Source organism: Spartinivicinus poritis, assembly GCF_028858535.1.
Lineage (GTDB): Bacteria > Pseudomonadota > Gammaproteobacteria > Pseudomonadales > Zooshikellaceae > Spartinivicinus > Spartinivicinus poritis.
Map to the genome: position 1 here is coordinate 38,069 of NZ_JAPMOU010000037.1, position 18,555 is coordinate 56,623.

Below are 18,555 nucleotides of genomic sequence, written 5' to 3' on the forward strand. Positions count from 1 at the left end.
TTTTATAAATTATTTGTTAATAATGTAAATAACGAATGAAATGAAAAAATAAAGGAGCAGTAAAAATTAAGCTATCAACACGATCTAAAACACCACCATGGCCAGGTATCATAGAGCCTGCATCTTTAATCCCTAAGTCCCGCTTTACCGCAGAAATAGAAACGTCGCCAATAAATCCAAACAAACTGATCAGTAAGCCAGCACAGATACTATAGGTCAGGCTCAAGGGAGTTAATAGTGGCGCAAGCAGTACAGCCAGCAGGGTGGTTGCTAAAATACCACCTAATAAACCTTCGATGGTTTTTTTCGGGCTGACGGTTGCCAGTACTTTGTTTTTACCAAAGAGTTTACCAAAAGTGAACTGAGCAACATCATTAAACTGGGTAAGTAACAATAAAAATAAGACTAACCCTAAGCCTGGCAGAGCACTATCATTGACAGGTAATTGAACTAAAAAGGCCATATGGCCTAAAGAAAAAACAGTGAGTAGCAACAACCAATTAATGGTGCTGGCAGCAACGGTGAACTGTTTGGTATTACCGATGAGTACCATTCGCATGGGGATAAATAACATCATATACAGAGGAATAAAGATAATAAACATGCCGTACCAGCCGATATATATCCAATAAAACTGGATGGGAATAGCGATGTAGGCCCAAAAAATTGGCCGATGGTCTGTCCGACGGGTAGGGATTATGGAAACAAACTCTTTAAAGGCTAGATAGCTCAATACGCCAATTGCGGCAATCGTAAAGCCTTCCCCTAGGGCAAAGCAGGCTAAAATAACCGAGACCATTACCCACCAGGAAACGATTCGTTGTTTAAGCTCTGTAACATCTCTTTGCTTCAAACTGATCCCATAGCAGACAAGAGATGCAAGGGTTAATAACCCATAAATGCCTGCAAATACCTGTAGGATAACAGGGGGTAACGACATAAAGTTTGCTCCAGGTTGAACACTTAGGGAAAACCAAGTGAACTATAGTATAGGTTTGTTGCCCTAATAAACACTGTTAGTGAAGTATAACTACATAATACTGAAGGACTCACCAGATAGTGCAGAACACTGGTTGATGGCTCTCTAAGGGGAAATGTCGAAACAAACATAATTTTTAAATTGAATTGTAAAGACTCAGCTTGCTGTGAGCTAGCTCCTATAAACGGCAGTAGTGGAGTGGCAGAATGCTGAAAATATTAGCACCACAAATTTTTACTACTGGTTTTTATCTACAGCGGTCTGAAACCTAGGGTTAGTATAAGGGGGATGATGATCGCTATGAAGATGACCATGAAACAGTTTCTAATAATTACGTGAGCTGGAAAATAAAGAAAAGAGGACTGAGTGGAGATCATGAAGGATGTTAGATGTCAGCCCAACTTCAGATAAACCTTTCTTTGGTGTTGTTCAACTTTCAACATCACTAGGTTATAAACAGTTATTTCACCCAGAAGCTGCAAGGCACAGGCCTGATGTCAGTTATCTTGCAGATATTTTGCGTCATACTTATCAAGGACCTAATAATCGAGCAAAATTAATAATTCACAATGAACTGCGTCAGGAATGGAACAAGCTTTTAGAAGAAAAGCATCATTTACTTAGCCACTATGTCACTCAAATCAAAAATCACTACCAAAATGAGATGCTTAATTGGCTAAATTTTTTATCAAAACAGAAAAAAATGGTCGATATTCCATGGAATGACCCAACGGTTTGGCAGTTAATTCGCATGGTATTACTGTTTGATGAAGGATGTCATTTTTTAGTCTGTGCTAAAAAGCAACAGCTAATTACTGAGCAATGTTTTAGCAAAGCTTATTTAGAGCTAGTTAGGCCCATTCGATTTTGTCTAGCAAAGATGTTACGTAGTCTGGAAGAACATCATTTATCTTTCGATAGCAATCGTAAAAATAGCTTATAAGTTTATTTGGCGGTAACATTATTAGAGGTGTCGTTAAAGCTGAATAGTTCTAGAAAGGGAGGTGAATATGGGGCCAACTTATCAGATGACATTGGTAGAGCAATATGAACTTGCTGAAAATGTAGTTGGTTTTCGTTTTTCACTCCCTGATAAAAACTTTCAATTTATTTCCGGGCAATTTATTTCACTACAAATCCCATGGCAGCAGCGAATTATCAAAAGAAGTTATAGCATAGCTTCAACACCAGTATTGGCTCAACATCAAGGATTACTAGAAATATCAGTTGCCTTAATTGAAGGGGGGCGAGCCAGCCAATATTTAACCAATATGCAGCCAGGTGATCAATTGGAAATGGCAGGGCCTTATGGCAGACTGGTATTACCAGAACAGCTACCTAAACGTATTGTATTGGTAGGGACTGGTACGGGTATTGCGCCTTATCGAGCAATGCTCCCTGAATTACGCCAGCTGGCTCAACAATCATACCAAATTGATATTGTAATGGGGGTCAGAGCCCCAACCCACTTGTTTTATCATCGAGACTTTACAGAGCTAGCTGCAGAATTCGATAACGTACATTATTGGGTATGCTTTAGTCGCCAAATGGCTAATCATTCTGTGTTTGATTGTGATTACTCACATTTAAATGACAGCTATAGACAAAAACAAGGCTATGTACAAGCGCTGTTGCCAGAATTGAAATTGAACCCAGAAGAAACCATTGTATTTTTGTGTGGCAATCCAGCAATGATTGATGAAGCGGCAGCACTACTACAAGCAGAGGAAGGCTTCCCCATAAAGCAAGTAAGGCGAGAGAAGTATGTTTTGTCAGGTAGTTAACGCCTATGAATACCCTTTTCATTTATCAGATACACTTGGTTACATTTATTTATTGTAAATGAGAATCATTTTTTATAAGCTTGGCTTCCTTAATTAATGGCACTTTTAAACACTGATTTTTTAGAAGTGCTCTTACTTTAATCACCAAGGAATACAGGTTATAAAATGAAAAAAAAACTTGCCTTTTTAGCAACCTTTTTTTGTTCTACTAGCTTTGCGCAAGAGCCAATTCGGGTTTTAGATATAGGAGTAATGGGGCTTGCTTCACACGACTTGTTTCAATGGAACGGAAGAACGAAAACCAACGAAGAAAATGGTCGATTTGATTTAAGTACTATTTTTGATTATGGCAATGGTGAAAGAATCAGGCAGGGTGGTAATAGTAAAAACTCAAGTAATGCCGCTGTATTTACAGTTACTCAGAGTTTAGTGAGTTTTTACTATGGGCAAAAAACATCTTTGCTTATGTCCAGACGGTTTACTGAAGAGCAAGCTCACGAAATTGCCAGAAAAGCAACTGTTACCTTTTTTATTAGTATGGTAAAAGAGTCATACCAGCGGTTTAGTGGTAAATCACTGCCAGAAGTAGCAAATAGTGGCAGTGTTTCAGATGAAGAACAAGCCGTAATGCGAGCTTTGCATGATATTCTTCCTGGCAAAATTACAGTTAACCGGGGCCTTGCATCTCAAACGTTTGAGGTAACAGACTATAAAACGGCGATGACTTTCCTATCACCAACAGAGCTTAACCAAGAAGTGAAGTTTTTTGATGGGAAATATGATGTTGAATATTTAAATGTTACAGTGCCAGGACCACGTGGGCCAATAACAATTAATTTACAAGAAGCAGACCAGCAATTTGTAGAAGGGCAAACAGGCTTTAATTTTTCTATTATGCTGGGTGAACTGGGTCGGTATGGCAACCAAACCCGTCAAAGTACTCAAAGCTTGGTTGAGTTTACCAGCTTTGGTTATCATCTAGAAAACCTGTTTTCTAAAGGCTTATGTAAGCAGAATCCGGATGGTACTGAAAATAAATGGGTGGTGCCTGGAATAGCTTGTGAGTAATTAATTTTTATTGATCAGCAACGATTTATTTCAGTTGTAAAAAAATAATAAAAATATACACCAGCTATGAAGCATTTTTAGGTTTAAAATTATTCGCAAAGAGTGTGGATTAAAAAAGTGACTTTTGTTGTTAAGTCACTTTTTTGTCTCAGGCGCGCAAATATATCCTTTAATTTGCTTGGTCAGTTGCTCAATTTGTTCAAGATAATCGGAAGAAAGGTGCCAGGCGGCGTATATATGTCTGGTAATAACCGGGGCATTCTTAAATACCTTGATAGCGCCAGACTCAATATACTGGCTGACTAAGCTGACAGGTAAATAAACACAGCCTCCACTGGTCAATAAAAAGTCTAATGCAATTCGAGTGTTGTTGGTGTGGAGGATAGGGGGAGGCGGGTTAGTTAGCTGTTTACTAAGCTCGATACCAAAGCGTACTCCCCAGTCCATCATAACCCAACGGTCTATTTGGGGTTTACCATCTTGGTAGGCGATGTGGGTTCCTACTAATACAAGCTCTAAGCTTGTCAGCATTTCATACGACAGTTCATCAACTTTGGGTGGGTCTAGTATTATGGCCAGATCCAGAGACCTTTCTAATAGGCGCCTTGGAATTATCTCAGTACTCAAGCTTTCTGCACGGATAGCTAAACTAGGGGTACTACCAAACACCCGGTTAATGTTTTCATGTAAGAGAATATCCCACACATTGGGTGTAGCTCCAATAGCAATTTGTGCTTGCTGGGTTTCGTTGATAACTGCAACTTGTTTGGCTCTTTCCCAAGCAGTTAGCACAGCTTCAGCATGAGGCAATAGCCTCTCCCCACCAGGTGTGAGCTTTAAGTTGTGGCGATGACGACTGAATAAAGGTACGCCTAGGTGTACCTCTAACTGTCTTATTCTGGCGCTAACCGCAGACTGGGTTAAATAGAGGTTTTCCGCTGCTTTACCAAAGTGGCGAGTTTTCTGTACTTCAAGAAAGGTTCTGAGCAGCTCTGTATCCACAAATATTACTCCTGACGAGAAAAAAATTTCATTTTACAGAATTTCCATTAGTGATTAAAAAGTCAGTGTAGTGGGTATGTCTTACTTATGGGTAGTGTGACATGAAAGGGCAATATGATCTTACTGGTTTTTTTCGCAGCAATGCTGCGTGGTTTGACGATGTAAACTATTTCCATGGTTTTCACCGTTGTGGTGATTTCTCGGTTAGTGAGGCTGACTTTCTAAGCTATTATGGTCGAAGCCTGAATCAACTAAGTACAGGCATTAGAGAGCCTCAGACTGAGCAGGAGCAGGCGCTGCTAGATGTGCTCAATGGTCATAAACAGGCTGAGACGTTTTATGAGAAAACCTGGCTTAAGTATTTAAACAAGACCCGAGATATTCCAATCGTTAGCTCTGTGTACTACTGTGATCACAGTCGGTCTTATTACGATAGTATTGAAGAATATGGCTAAGTAACGATGAAAATGGTTATGTAAATAGCCACTATTAAAAATAGTGTGTGGCCAATACTAATTGGCCACATTATATCTGTTGTATTCTTTCCCCTTCTTGGGCTAGCATTCAGCTCTGTTCTATCGTTTCTTAGGCTACCTCTAATAGACCCTGTCGACTTGCGCAGAGGCTGTAAACAATTATTAGAGGTGCTCTTACTATCATCACACCAGTGTTTGTGATCAAACACTGGTTTTCTTTATTAAAATTTTTATATGAAAACCAAATCACTGGAGACCATTTAAAGATGACAAATGGAGAATTCAACAAATTGATTGTCGGAAGTGAAGAATGGTGCAGCTTTCCTGACATTCACATTCCGGCAGTCAAGGCACGTGTTGACTCCGGTGCTAAAACCTCCTCGCTACATGCATTTAATATTAATACCTTTAGGAAGGGCACAGAGCCATGGGTAAGCTTTGAAGTACACCCACTACAAAATAACCGTAAAGTCACGATTCGATGTGAAGCTAAGGTTGTTGATCGTCGCTCAATAAAAAGCTCCACAGGTATTAGCGAAAAGCGCTATGTCATCCAAACGACACTAAATATTAATGGCCAGCAATGGCCTATCGAGTTAACGCTGGCTAATCGTGACTCAATGGGGTATCGGATGCTATTGGGACGGGAGGCAATGATTGGCAGAATGCTGGTTGATCCTTCCAGTAGCTTTTGTTTAGGAGAACTGAGTACAGACAAACTGAATGAGTATTATGGCGCTACCTCAAACCAGACGAGTGGGCTAAAAATCGGGTTATTAGCGAGTAATCCAGACTTATACAGTAACCGTCGTTTAATGGAAGCGGGGGAAGAACGTGGCCATGAAATGATATTTCTTAATATCAAGCAGTGTTATATGAAGCTTGATGCGGAAAATCCTGAAGTACATTATCGAGGTGGTCACTTACTTAGTAGTCTTGACGCGGTCATTCCTAGAATTAAACCCAGTGTTACTTTTTATGGCTGTGCGTTAACTCGCCATTTTGAAAGTTTAGATACCTATACGTTAAACTCGGCTGAAGCCATTACCCAGTCCCGAGATAAGTTATATTCATTACAACTGCTGTTAAAAAATGGGCTAGATATTCCTACCACTGGTTTTGCCAATTCCCCCATGGATACTAATGATCTGATTGAAATGGTGGGTGGAGCGCCTTTGATTGTTAAGCTGTTGGAAGGGGCACAAGGACGAGGGGTGGTGCTGGCTGAAACTAAAAAAGCAGCCGAAAGTGTGATTAACGCTTTTAAATCACTCAGGGCAAATTTATTAGTGCAGGAATTTATTAAAGAAGCCAGTGGGAAAGATTTACGTTGCTTTGTTATTGATGGCAAAGTCGTTGCCAGCATTGAGCGTCAGGCGTCACCCGGTGAGTTTAGAGCTAATATCCATCAGGGAGGAACTGCGTCAGTGGTCAAGGTAACGGCTGAAGAAAAGAAACTAGCAATAAAAGCATCGAAAACGCTAGGCTTAAAAGTAGCGGGTGTCGATATTATTCGGTCAGATAAAGGCCCGTTGCTTTTAGAGGTAAATTCTTCACCAGGGCTTGAAGGCATCGAAACTGCCACAGGCAGAGATATTGCTGGCGAAATGATCCGTGCCATCGAAAAGAAACTAAATTGGAAGCCCGCAATGCTAGAGGCAGTGATCCCAAGTAACCTGGAAACTGAGCAGGTGTAATTAGAAAGCTTTTAAAGCATTCTTAAGTGGCTTTTAAAAGAAAGCCACTTATACTCTGCAGTTATTTAAAATTTATTAAAAAAGTAATGTATTTAAGAATGAGTATGTTTAAGAAATAAATAATTTAAATGCAGTATGATATAAGAAAAACAAATGATGTGCTTTAATGCTGAGGAGAAGCTTAAATAAAAAGGTGTGTTGTATAAAATAAGTTAAGCCAAAGTGAGAGTAGGGAAGTAACCATTATGAGGGGGCAGCACTTCATATAAAATAGTCATCAATCAGACCATTATTATTATATTGAAGTGCTACGACAACGTTCAAAAACTAAATAATATTAAGCGCTATTCTCTCTTTCCAGTTCGACTTTTTGTCTGGCTTTTGTCCATGGTGACTCTTTATCCGAAATTGACTCAAACCAATACATTTCATCGGCATTTCGTGGAGCCACACCGGTACTTAATATGAGTCGTTTAAAGCCCAATTCGTATAAAGTTTTACCCCATTCACTGCCTCTGATGGGAAAGTCTAAAAACTCATCATCAATATAAACAGGGGTTTCTTTATCTATGTGCTCAGCATACTGCTCAAACTCAGTTGGGCTGGATAGTGACAGTAGTTTTGCGCCGTTTAATTGGGCTTCTAATTTCCAAGCCGTTCGTATGGTTTTAAAATCATCAACATGTACCGCATCGTAGCGAACGGATTCCCATGGGGCTACCTCAATGGAAAGCCAATTTACTAAGGATTTGGGTAGAATTCTAACCCCTAGTTTTGAGCAGCGTTCTTGTACATTGGCACTTTTATAATGGCTGGTTACTAGAATACGAGTACTGGCGTTTGCGGGGATCATTTCAATAATATCCAATCCAGTTTTGGACTCCCCTAGTAGTTCGTAGTCAGATAATAAGACCAAAGGACGATTAGCATCTTTTTGTTGTTGCCAAAATTCCCCGATTTGTGCTTCATTACGGAAGTAATATACATCAATACAAGACTCCTTTAATGGCAGTGAGGCTAACCGGCTCTGCCAAACATTGTGCATACTGGCATCATCATCTAACACCATTAGCTGTGCATTAGCGGGTAGTAGTAAGAAGGGTAAGAACCATTCAGGTGCAGGCTGGATGGGGAGGACAATCGTAATTTGTGTGCCAACACCAGGGTTGGACTCTAAAGTAAATTTACCTTTCCATAGTTCAATGGTTGATTTAGCATGAGACAAGCCTAAACCGGTGTTACCTGTTTTCCCCATACTGATCCCACGCTCTAAGACTTTATCTATAAGCTCATTAGGAATGCCCTGGCCATTATCAGTCAGGGTAATGACTGTCTTATTGTTTAATACTTTCAGGGTTATTTGAATACTAATCTGGGTTTGTTCACCTATGGCTTCTATTGAGTTATTGAGTAAATTAGACAGCACTCGTCGTAGCGAGTTGGCATGTATATTCACAAAGGTACCATAGGCATCACTATCAATTTGCAGTTGAAGAGCGACCTCAGTTTGGCGGCGATATTGAATGCGTTTTTCTGATATCACTTCCTCTAGGATGGTAGATAGCAACTGTTTGGAAATTTGTTGTTTGGCGGGATCTTTATCAACACTTTGCTCTCGTTCAACGACTAACAAACCATTGACAATATCACTCATACTCTCGATTGCACTATGAAGAACTATACGGTTTTGTTCAGGAATCGCTTCAGCAGAATGTTCAGCAATTTGTTCCAGCGCGGTGAGGGGAGAGCGGATGTCATGGGCCACTTGTGCCGCCATTTGGTTAATCCCTTCCAAATTGGCCATACGTTTTTCGTTTTCAATAAAGTCATTAAACTTGTTGGCCATGATGGCAAACTCATCAATAAAGTAACGCTCTTCGCCATTAGTATCCTTGAGTTTGTCTGATGTCTTATCCATGGCAATATCTAACACCATCGTGGCTTCACTGCAGATACGTTTGACAATGCGGTAGGTGATACTAAACATCAAGAGAACAAAAGCAACATAAATAGTTGCCACAATAATCAAGTGTTTTAAGGTTTTTTGATGGATTATTGAGTCATTAAAAAAAATGGTATATGAACCCCGTTGATTTTGTTTAATCAGTGAGTTGAAGTAGATATCCTTAGAAACAGAATAAGTTGATTGGCTTGTATCACAAGACGTTTGTTGAATTAGATCAATATTAATGTCTACGCAGTCGACATTTGCCATAATGTTAAGTGAATGGAGCAATTGACTGGCTTGCGAGGTATTTTCTATAAGAGAGAACTGTCCAGCATATTGTTCTGTAATGACCTGGTCTTGCTGACGTTGTGCTTCAGTGGCTTGTTTAACGAAGTACCAGGTTTCGCTTAAAAATACGACAAAACTGGCAATAAAGAACATAATGCCAATCACCATCCCTAAGCATTTTTTTAAGCTGGCACGCTCAAATTTACTGACGTTTTCTCCTTTTTTATAGTTAATTACAGCGAGGGCAGCACCAATAACCCCCAATACTGACATCATGACAAAAATACCCATATGGGGTACCCCTGCAATTAAAATCAGCCCGGCAATCATTGCGTAGGTTAATCGTGCTAGTAAGGAGCCACCACTAAACCAGCTGGCTTTAAATTCATCAGGAACAAAACGATGGCTATCAGAGGTGATTTCAGCACGTAAGGCAAAGCAAATGGGGTCCGCAATTAGTATCACTAAGAACATACAGGAAAGTTTGGCAATTGTTGAAATATCACTGTAAAAAGATATTGCTACTACCGCTGATAAAAAACCTAAAGCGAGAGTACCTAGCCATCGAATAGCCCGAAGGCCTGGTTGTATAGATAACCAAGGAATAAAAAAGCGAGATATAGCTATTCCTAAAAAACTACTGATAACAGCAGCTCCCATACCACCGCCCCAAACTAATATTTGAGGTAGATCAGCATCCTTAAATAGATAGTAAGACTCACCAATTAAAAACATGTAAGTAACTTGTAAAAAAAGGTGAGCAAAAGCATAAGTGCATAAAACAGGTAATGTAGCTTGTGCGGATAAAAATAACTTAGTTACTGTTACATTTTGGGTTGAATTTCCATCTTTAATAGATATGGTTTTAAAATTCAGGTCTTTAGCCATTTTAAAGTAGGCTAAGACTTGAATCATAAGAATGTATAAGATTAGTCCTAAAGGAATAAGTGTTACATATTCCTTTGCTATATAAGTAAACTGCTTTGTTTGTAGTAATAAGCCAAGTCCAAGTGCAAATAATGGTAGTCCTAAACGGATCAATATACCGTACTTGTAGCTGGAAAGAAAAAGTGGAGGGGCATTATTGATTGAGCTATCGTTTTCCTTGAGCTTGTCTTGATACCAACGTTGATAAGCTGCTTGGTATGAACCACTGGTAAATGCACCATTAAGTGCACTACAAAGCTGGCGCAAGGCTAAGAAAATTAACATTAGAGTATATAAGCCGTAAATTGCACAAATAACCGTTAAGCTAAAAAACAAGGTGGCTGCAAAATCACAGAAAAGACCTAACCTAACAGAAAACTTCCAGCCAAAGCGGTCACCTAAATACCCTGTCGGGATTTCTAAAATTGCTGATAAAAAAAATAATAAAAATGTAGAAAGTACAATTCCTTCTCGGCCAAATCCCTCTGTTGTGGCAATAATGCAGTAGACAATTAGGCCTGTTGCCATATTGCCGCCGCTTAACAAACCATCCGTGCGACCAAACTGCCTTAATAGCTTGTCAGTATAAATACTGGACATATAAGTTCCTTCTGAATCATGTCTATAGTATGCTTAGTGTTTACTTAATTTAGGCAGTACGAAACGAAGTACTACTAAATAATCCTAATTGATAAGTTTTCATAAAGAGTAAGTATAAACAAACAGAAAAAATGAACTTAACCATTTGTTAAGTCTTGATTTATTGAGTTGTTAAGATTGTGTGCTAATTTGTAACATGCCATACTCTATATAAGTAACTTAATTATTACTCAAAAGGAGGAAATAGCATGGGAAATACATTCCAGTTACATGGCGATGAGCGTTAGTAAAGAGAGTAAGATCGAAAAATTCACGTTGTTTAGCTATTATTCGATTAAGCCTAGGTTGCTGTTTGCCGAAAACGATTTTTAAGGGGTGCAGTTTACCCCTGACTATTATCTGAGTAGCAGCATTTACTCATATCACTTGCAGCTCATCTACTTATCACTGACTAACAATCCAATAGTTATCATTTTTGCGATTAAATAAATCAAAACTCCTTTTCAATCACGTTGGCTTTCTGAGAGCAATATTACTATTTTATGAATAAGATCTACACAGTACCAAGCCAATTATGATTAATCAAGCATTTAACTAATATTAAATAGTCTAAATTATAGGCACAGTTGTTTTGTGTGATTACTCTAATACTGAAGCCTCATTGTATCGTTATTACAAGGCAGAGGCAGGATATTTAACTCAACTTTTATCTCGCTGTTAGAGTGATAAAAATGCAAGCTATATGCCTACTCCGTTAATTTGGCTGAGATCAGCTTTTCAGCCGATATACTATTTATTGGTTGTTTATTAAACAGTCGAGTTCGATACTAAATAAAGCACCACCTGTCTTATTATTGGTTGCAGTGATAGTTCCGTTATGTATATGTATGACTTGTCGTACAGTTGCAAGGCCAACTCCTTTGCCGTGACCTTTTGTTGAATATAGCGGCAGAAATAACTTATCTATCAGTTCTTGGGGGATACCCGGCCCATTGTCCGCTATATTTATTACGGACTTGCCTTGTTCTGTATGCAAGATGTTCAACTCGATTTTTCCATGAGTTGTGTTGGCTAGTGCGTCGACTGCGTTATTCACCAACTGGATTAAAGCATCTTGAAGTAACACAAGGTCGCCTTGAATCTCTAGGTTACTATCAGATAGGTTAGTGACTAGGGTAACTTTGTGTTCGATACACAACTCACCACAGATATCATTAACTGTGCCTAGCAGCCAGTTTAAGTTAATTTTCTGAAAGCGTGGTGAAGGTTGAGAGATGATTTTTTGCAGTCCATTATTATAGAGTTTTAGTTTATTAGTGGAGCTTAATATATTACCCATCACTTGTTCAATGCTGACACCTTCAAGCTGCATTTGGTTATCTGGAAGTCCTTGACTGAGTGCACTACTAAAGATGTCTAATGGTGTGATGATGTTTCCCAGTTTATGGCAAAATAAGGTAGCTATATTTCGCCAAACATTCACTTCATGCATGTCTAGCTCTTGTTGAATAGGTTGCACTGAAACAATCTTGCTGACTTCACTGTTTCGAGCTTCACTTGCCAAAAGTATTACTGGAATAGTTTTATCAGCCAGAGTGATTGAAGATAAGGTCTTTTGATTTGGCTGGATACTAATAATATCCTGTTGGGCCGTACTATCTAGCGCTGGCGTGCCTCCCAGTTGCTCTTCCTGAAAAAGAAGACAAGCTTCTCTGTTGAGTAGCTTAATATTCTCATTTGAATAAACAGCTAATAGTGCAACTGGTACTTGATCAAGAGAATCGACAGGGCTTGACTGTTTATTTGTCTGACATAGATTGTAGATATTAGAGTTCATACTTTTCGATCCTTCTATAAAGTGCTGCACGGGATATCCCTAGTTCTTTTGCTGCATGAGAAATATTGCCAGTGTATTTTTGTAAGGCGTCCTTTACTCTCTGCTTTTCCAGGTTGCCCAATTCCAGGGGTTGAGTTTGCGCTTGTGTTTTTATAGAAACTTCAGTTTTGGGTTGGCTGGCTGCTAATTGAAAGTCACGAATAAATAGTTCAGATTCGTTGCTCAGAATAATAGCTCGCTCAACACTGTTTTGTAACTCTCGAACATTGCCAGGCCAGGAATAACGTTGTAATGCCTTGAGTGTTTTCATTGAAATATGAGGTTTTGAGCGGTTGTATTTAAGTGAATACATATCCAAGAAGTAGTCAACCAAGAGGGGGATATCTTCACTTCTTTCCCTTAAAGCGGGTAATGTGATTTCAACGGTATTCAGGCGATACAACAGATCTTGCCGAAATCGAGTATTATCCAATAGCTCTGATCGAGGTAAATTAGTAGCGGCAATCACTCGTATATCAACCGACTTGCTTTGATTGGCACCAATAGCCTTTACTTCCCGTTGTGATAATACGCTGAGTAATTTGGTTTGAAGTTGGGTGGGGAGATTAGCGACCTCATCCAAAAACAAAGTACCTTTATTAGCTTCAACAATATGGCCCACTCTATTTTGGGTAGCGCCGGTAAAAGCCCCTTTTTTGTGACCAAACAGTTCTGATTCAAATAGACCTTCTGCAATAGTGCCTAGATCAATGGAGATAAATGATGATTTGTTGCGACTCGATTGTTGATGTATTTCTCTGGCAATTAACCCTTTACCTGTACCATTTTCACCTAAAATCAAAATATTGGCATCTGTTGGTGCTGACAAATAAATAGTATTCAACACTTGTTGTATTATAGGTGACTGACCAATTATCGGTTGTTCTGAGGGTTGACGAAGGTGAGACTTAACTGATTTACATTTCGTTACATTTTCCGTACATTTTTTAATTGAGGTTTTGAATTTGTAAGCTTCGGTTACTGTAGCCAGTAATTTAGTCTTATCCCAAGGCTTTACAATAAAATCACTGGCACCGCTTTTCAGGGCTTGAATGGCAAGGTCAACTTCGCCATAAGCGGTCATCATAATAACCCGCGTTTCTGGAGATATGTGATTAATCTCAGAGAGCCAATAAAGACCTTCTGCACCTGTACAACTGTTAGGCGAAAAGTTCATGTCTAGTAAAACGACATCATAAGTTGTATTATCTAAAAAAGTTGGTATCTGTTTTGGCTCATCACAAAGTTGGATGATATCAAAAGACGAGTTAAGTAATAGTTTGACGGAAGTAAGTGTTTCTTTGTCGTCGTCAACGATAAGAATGCTGGATAAATTGTCTTTGCTCATTGGTGCTTTCAACGTTCTGTTACTCCATGTACTGGCTTTTCCAGGTCAAAGTGTCCGGTATCGAACGCTAACCGTTCATTTTCGAACACTAAATATTTTGGATTATTCTGGTGCTAAGTAATCCCCAAGCGCTTCAATACTAGTCTATAGCAATATTTATAATTTGGCACATTGTTTGCCTTATATATTTCTGTAGGAATAATAAGCTGCACCTACTTACTGAGTCAATAATGAGGAAAGCAAAAATAGTAGTTAAAGGCAGTCGTAGTAATAAAACGAGTGTGGTGTGATAGAGCTTATTAACTATTGACGTTACTATAATACTGCTCAGGTTAAAAATAATAAAAGTAGAAACAATAAACTATCAACAGGCCAGTCGTTGATAGCTACTTAACTGTGTACCAATTAATGTAGAAGATTTAGAAAAATGAAATGGATGTTTGATGTGCTAAGCGCTATTGGTGGCATGTTTGCTATTTATTTAGCACTTAGCTTGATTAATGAGGGAAACCTATGGAATCTAGTGATTACTGTCGTTTTTGTACTGGTGGTGTCTATAAAAGGCTGGAAAGATGGAGGAAATTATCAACTATGAATGTGATAAATGAGTGTAAATTAAATTAAAAGATTTATTTAAAGTGTATACAGGGTGTAGTAAATTGAGGGATAATAGCCAGTGGAATATGTAAGAACCAATAACAACGCTGAAAGTTGTTCGTCGAACCTACTAAAGTGGATATTAGATGAACTAAAAGCAGAAGAGCAAAAACAGCCTATCAAACAAGGTAATAGTTTAACGCTAGGTCTTTTGTCATACCATGCAACCTGCAATAAAAGGCATGAAAAATTAATGCATGCTTACTTTGCATTAAAAAGAGAAAAAAATTTATCGAAAGCAGAAGCGATACTTAATTTATAAATATTTACTTAGTTTCACTATACCTGTGGTGAAGTAAGACATGGAGTATCTAGTAGTAAGTTGTCTTACAATAGTGAAGGATTTCACCTGATATTGTCAGGTGCAGGTGAGCTATAATAACCAGGTCTTTAAGCAGTAGATATTGGATCGTTTATTCAAGAATTAATTACTAGGTGTATTATGAAAAGGAATTATATTTTAACAGCAGTTTTCCTACCATCTAAGCAGATATCATCCACTTCCTTAGCATGGGAGTGCATAAATTATTCATACCAGCAAAGCTTTATCCAGTTAATAAATATTAGCTGTAAAAAATAATAAAAGTTGGAAAGAAAAAACCGAAGTTGCTCTTGGGGCGGTAACCTTTGTTGATACTTATACCACCACTATATTATAAGCCTCGAATATCAACGTACGGTGGCTTGGTTGGCCAGTCATCCAGGACCACTTTGGCGCGGTAAACAGTGGTATTGGATAATAAAGATGCAATACCTTAATCAGCTAAAAACATTAAAGTGAAATTGCACTTTGGTATAGGAGAATAATAGATGGATGTGCAGTCACAAATATCTACTACTCAGTAACTAGACGCTATAAGCAACAATACCAACATTAAAAACAACCAAAAATAAAAGTTAAAAGGTAACTTATTCTTATGAAGAAGCGAATAAGCCTAGCGCTATTTTGCTTAGGCACCTCATTGCTATTTTCAGCTAATAATACTTATGCACGTTCGGGATTTGTGGCAACCAAAGCCATAATAAAAAATAATATTGCAGTTGGAGATGTAAAATCAGACCCATTTCCTACCTTTAAACAAGCTCTAAATTGGGCGGCAGTAGAAGCAAGAAAAGTTTATGGCCGCCGATCTATTGCTGATAATTTAATGTTTTTAAAAGCAGGCAGCGCAAATGGTAAGCGTTACTGGGTCTATGCTGATAATGCTTTTAGACCCTATGTGCAACCTATAGAGTCACCAGAAGCTGTCAATTATGTTTGGAATGCAGACATTAGAGGCTGTCCCCATATTATAAAAAGAGGTGGACAAAGGGGTATTAGAGCTTATTTCAGTGACGACCGTGTGGCTATCATTGATTATAATTATTTTGGACAAAATCAAAATATCTACAATGGTACAGTATCAAAATCCTGCTCTTACCGTAGTGGCGCTAGTTACTCAGGCAAAGTCTATTTATTAAATACTGTAAAAATTTATGAAGTTGATCTCGGTAATGTAGAGCCACCAGAAGTACCAGCAACAGCCAAGCTTGAAAGACCACAAAAGGAGGAATTAGGCGACAAGCTCTGTAGTGGTAACCTTAAAAATAATCCCGTCAACGTGACCACAGGCAATAAATACCAGCCATTTAACCTACCGTTAGCTGATATAAAAATAGACAATACGATTCACTACAACAGTAAGTCCTCTGTAAGCGGTTTATTCGGTAAAAACCGCACATCACTACTTGATACCCATGTCACTGTTAATGACAACAAAGCAGTAATCCAAATGCCAGACGGCCAGATTTTGCACCTATATAAACAAGGTCATAAATGGGCGCGTATTGATGTCAATTTTGAACTGGTAAAAGCCACTGATGGATGGGTGTTAAAAGACACAACTAGCAAGCGAAAACTGCACTTTAACAGTCGAGGGCAGTTAACGGCTATCACTCAGTTTAGAGGGTTCGTCACCAAGTTAATTTATACAAGTAGTGGTGTAATTAGCCAGGTACAAGATCACTATGGTACTGCGGTTGATGTGCAGCTAAACAATGGCGTTGTTAAGTCTTTAGCCCTGGTTGGTCAAGATAATGTGGTTAGTTTTGGCTACGATGGCAAAGGCAACCTAAGCACCATTACCCACAAAAACGATACTTACGAATTTAAATTTGATGATTCCCGCTACCCTCATGCACTGACCAAACGCTTAAAAAACAATAAAGAGCTGGCACGCTACGGATATGATAAAGAAGGACGAGTTGCTTATAGCCAAATTGGAGAAAAGACAGGGGAAGGAACAGTTGTAAATAAGTTCACGTATGAATTTAAGGAAAATAAAACGATTGTTACCAACCCGCTAGGGAAGAAAACAACCTATCACTATGAGGTTTACCCAACAGCTTTCAACATCACCAAAGTTGAAGGCCATAAGTCAAAAAACTGTATAGCAGCCAACCAAAACTATACCTATTACCCTAATGGTATGATTAAGTCGCAAACCGATTGGAAAGGCAATAAAACTACCTTTCAACATAATGCGCGAGGGCTAGAAGTTAAACGAGTTGAGGCAGAAGGAACTGAACAAGAAAGAGTTTTCTACACAACATGGCACGATACATTTGACACTCCACTAACCATTAACCAGGGCAACAAAACCCAAGCTTTTACTTATGATGATGAAGGGCGAGTCCACAATAAAATCACTCGCAAAAAAATAAATAGTGACCATCAAATTAACCCTCATGACGGCAGTGTTGATCCTGCACTAGTGGAACCAGAAGAGCCAGTAGAACCTGAAGAACCTATAGAAGTGCCTATCGAAACAGGTCCACCTGATGTCAAACCGTTGAAATCATTTCATATTCGTTCCTGGTACAACTTCGGAGCTTGGTCATGCAGAGAGAATCCAATCACTGTTAATGGTATTCCTGTTCAAAATAGCCGTATTTTATTAGACGAAGGTAAGCATGTTTTAAGTTTTAATAGCTCGTGCAGGTGTACAAGCAACATTACTTCAAGATGCTCTCTTAATGGTTACATTAAGATCACTGGCCCTAGCAATAATATAGAGCTGAATTTTGCAAACGGCACTAAGTACTTCTCAACCAATCGTTATGGACGCTTAAAAGTAGGCTGGTAAGGCTAATTAATAAAAGAATGATTTTAATTTAATGCCAGATAATTAATGAAAATAAATTAGGTTAAACATGAAATATAAAAAATTAATTGTTGCATTGGGGCTAACCAGTGCACTTCCTATGGTTCACGCAAACGCGGAGCAAAACGAAATACTCAGTTATTCCTACACCTACGACACCCACGGCCAGGTTAAAACCGTTGACGGTCCTCGGAAAGATGTAGAGGACATAACCACTTATGACTATGAGCAAGGTAATTTAACTAAGGTTACTAATGCATTAGGCCATACAACAGAAAGTAAGGATTTTCACGACTATTACGGCTTGCCTCAGACTCTAATTGATGTCAATGGCATTGTTACCAAGCTTGCTTATGATGAGCAAGGACGCTTAAAAACTAGCACTTTAAAAAGCAGTGCTGGCGATTTAACCACTACTTATGTTTATGATGATGCTACTGGCTTAGTCACCAAAATTAACCGGCCAGATGGTACTGAGACTAACTACGAATACGATGCATTTTTTAGGCTAAAGGCGACGTATAACGGCTTAGGGGAGCGTATCGAGTATGAGCTTGATGATATGGGCAATATCACCAAGCAAACCATTAAATACATGAACGGCACCATAGCCAAGCAGCATAGACAAGTATTCGACGAGCTAGGCCGAATTATTGAAAGCGTTAGTGCCAACGGTAAGAAAACCACGTTTACCTACGACCCGAACAGCAACCGCTTATCCATAATTAACCCGCTTAAACGGACTAGTGGCCAGGCATTTGA

Annotated in this window: 14 protein-coding genes and 1 pseudogene; 10 read left to right on the forward strand and 5 right to left on the reverse strand. The window is 38.8% G+C overall.

Annotated elements, in window-relative coordinates; all coding sequences use genetic code 11:
- Nucleotides 1–16: 16 nt before the first annotated feature.
- The gene (locus ORQ98_RS21515; RefSeq protein WP_274690888.1) at nucleotides 17–940 is read right to left on the reverse strand and encodes a phosphatidate cytidylyltransferase; all 924 of its coding nucleotides are present in this window, start codon (nucleotides 938–940) and stop codon (nucleotides 17–19) included.
- 421 nt (nucleotides 941–1,361) lie between these two features.
- Between ORQ98_RS21515 and ORQ98_RS21520 the strand changes: the two genes are divergently transcribed.
- The 3 genes from ORQ98_RS21520 to ORQ98_RS21530 all read left to right on the forward strand — a co-directional run bounded on the left by ORQ98_RS21520 (nucleotide 1,362) and on the right by ORQ98_RS21530 (nucleotide 3,831).
- Complete coding sequence (locus tag ORQ98_RS21520; protein ID WP_274690889.1) at nucleotides 1,362–1,922, forward strand: hypothetical protein; 561 nt, start codon at nucleotides 1,362–1,364, stop codon at nucleotides 1,920–1,922.
- A gap of 67 nt (nucleotides 1,923–1,989) precedes the next feature.
- A complete protein-coding gene (locus ORQ98_RS21525; protein WP_274690890.1) occupies nucleotides 1,990–2,763 on the forward strand; it encodes a ferredoxin--NADP reductase in 774 nt (257 codons plus the stop codon).
- Nucleotides 2,764–2,928: 165 nt separating this feature from the next.
- Nucleotides 2,929–3,831: a hypothetical protein gene (locus tag ORQ98_RS21530; RefSeq protein WP_274690891.1), complete on the forward strand. Its 903-nt coding sequence runs from the start codon at nucleotides 2,929–2,931 to the stop codon at nucleotides 3,829–3,831.
- Nucleotides 3,832–3,966: 135 nt separating this feature from the next.
- On the opposite strand, the gene ORQ98_RS21535 is transcribed toward ORQ98_RS21530, so the two are convergent.
- The gene (locus ORQ98_RS21535) at nucleotides 3,967–4,833 is read right to left on the reverse strand and encodes a LysR family transcriptional regulator (protein WP_274690892.1); all 867 of its coding nucleotides are present in this window, start codon (nucleotides 4,831–4,833) and stop codon (nucleotides 3,967–3,969) included.
- Between the two features lie 101 nt (nucleotides 4,834–4,934).
- Here ORQ98_RS21535 and maoP point away from each other — a divergent pair, with 101 nt between their 5' ends.
- The 3 genes and pseudogenes from maoP to rimK all read left to right on the forward strand — a co-directional run bounded on the left by maoP (nucleotide 4,935) and on the right by rimK (nucleotide 7,006).
- A complete protein-coding gene (maoP, locus tag ORQ98_RS21540) occupies nucleotides 4,935–5,288 on the forward strand; it encodes a DUF413 domain-containing protein (RefSeq protein ID WP_274690893.1) in 354 nt (117 codons plus the stop codon).
- Between the two features lie 287 nt (nucleotides 5,289–5,575).
- Nucleotides 5,576–5,989: pseudogene (locus tag ORQ98_RS21545) on the forward strand (ATP-dependent zinc protease family protein); the annotation flags it as partial.
- A 39-nt stretch (nucleotides 5,990–6,028) separates the two neighbouring features.
- Nucleotides 6,029–7,006, forward strand: coding sequence for a 30S ribosomal protein S6--L-glutamate ligase (rimK, locus tag ORQ98_RS21550; protein WP_274690901.1), 978 nt, complete (start codon nucleotides 6,029–6,031; stop codon nucleotides 7,004–7,006).
- Between the two features lie 337 nt (nucleotides 7,007–7,343).
- On the opposite strand, the gene ORQ98_RS21555 is transcribed toward rimK, so the two are convergent.
- The 3 genes from ORQ98_RS21555 to ORQ98_RS21565 all read right to left on the reverse strand — a co-directional run bounded on the left by ORQ98_RS21555 (nucleotide 7,344) and on the right by ORQ98_RS21565 (nucleotide 14,005).
- Complete coding sequence (locus ORQ98_RS21555; RefSeq protein ID WP_274690894.1) at nucleotides 7,344–10,769, reverse strand: ATP-binding protein; 3,426 nt, start codon at nucleotides 10,767–10,769, stop codon at nucleotides 7,344–7,346.
- Between the two features lie 793 nt (nucleotides 10,770–11,562).
- The gene (locus tag ORQ98_RS21560; protein ID WP_274690895.1) at nucleotides 11,563–12,606 is read right to left on the reverse strand and encodes a sensor histidine kinase; all 1,044 of its coding nucleotides are present in this window, start codon (nucleotides 12,604–12,606) and stop codon (nucleotides 11,563–11,565) included.
- Nucleotides 12,596–14,005 (reverse strand): sigma-54-dependent transcriptional regulator, encoded by a 1,410-nt coding sequence (locus ORQ98_RS21565; protein ID WP_274690896.1) that lies wholly within the window; start codon nucleotides 14,003–14,005, stop codon nucleotides 12,596–12,598. Before ORQ98_RS21565 ends, ORQ98_RS21560 begins: the two co-directional genes overlap by 11 nt.
- 415 nt (nucleotides 14,006–14,420) lie before the next feature.
- Between ORQ98_RS21565 and ORQ98_RS21570 the strand changes: the two genes are divergently transcribed.
- From ORQ98_RS21570 to ORQ98_RS21585, 4 genes are all read left to right on the forward strand, one after another.
- Complete coding sequence (locus tag ORQ98_RS21570; protein WP_274690897.1) at nucleotides 14,421–14,588, forward strand: hypothetical protein; 168 nt, start codon at nucleotides 14,421–14,423, stop codon at nucleotides 14,586–14,588.
- Nucleotides 14,589–14,669: 81 nt separating this feature from the next.
- Nucleotides 14,670–14,912 carry a hypothetical protein gene (locus ORQ98_RS21575; protein WP_274690898.1) on the forward strand — a complete coding sequence of 81 codons (243 nt, stop codon included), beginning with the start codon at nucleotides 14,670–14,672 and terminating at the stop codon, nucleotides 14,910–14,912.
- 655 nt (nucleotides 14,913–15,567) lie between these two features.
- Nucleotides 15,568–17,775: a DUF6531 domain-containing protein gene (locus ORQ98_RS21580; RefSeq protein ID WP_274690899.1), complete on the forward strand. Its 2,208-nt coding sequence runs from the start codon at nucleotides 15,568–15,570 to the stop codon at nucleotides 17,773–17,775.
- Between the two features lie 67 nt (nucleotides 17,776–17,842).
- The coding region (locus tag ORQ98_RS21585; RefSeq protein ID WP_425347700.1) for a hypothetical protein at nucleotides 17,843–18,555 on the forward strand (713 nt) is incomplete at its 3' end.

Coding starts and splice junctions, on each gene's coding strand:
- ORQ98_RS21580 (WP_274690899.1), top strand. CDS start 15,568: ATGAAGAAGCGAATAAGCCTAGCGCTATTTTGCTTAGGCACCTCATTG.
- ORQ98_RS21515 (WP_274690888.1), bottom strand. CDS start 940: ATGTCGTTACCCCCTGTTATCCTACAGGTATTTGCAGGCATTTATGGG.
- ORQ98_RS21560 (WP_274690895.1), bottom strand. CDS start 12,606: ATGAACTCTAATATCTACAATCTATGTCAGACAAATAAACAGTCAAGC.
- ORQ98_RS21520 (WP_274690889.1), top strand. CDS start 1,362: ATGTTAGATGTCAGCCCAACTTCAGATAAACCTTTCTTTGGTGTTGTT.
- maoP (WP_274690893.1), top strand. CDS start 4,935: ATGAAAGGGCAATATGATCTTACTGGTTTTTTTCGCAGCAATGCTGCG.
- ORQ98_RS21530 (WP_274690891.1), top strand. CDS start 2,929: ATGAAAAAAAAACTTGCCTTTTTAGCAACCTTTTTTTGTTCTACTAGC.
- ORQ98_RS21570 (WP_274690897.1), top strand. CDS start 14,421: ATGAAATGGATGTTTGATGTGCTAAGCGCTATTGGTGGCATGTTTGCT.
- ORQ98_RS21525 (WP_274690890.1), top strand. CDS start 1,990: ATGGGGCCAACTTATCAGATGACATTGGTAGAGCAATATGAACTTGCT.
- ORQ98_RS21555 (WP_274690894.1), bottom strand. CDS start 10,769: ATGTCCAGTATTTATACTGACAAGCTATTAAGGCAGTTTGGTCGCACG.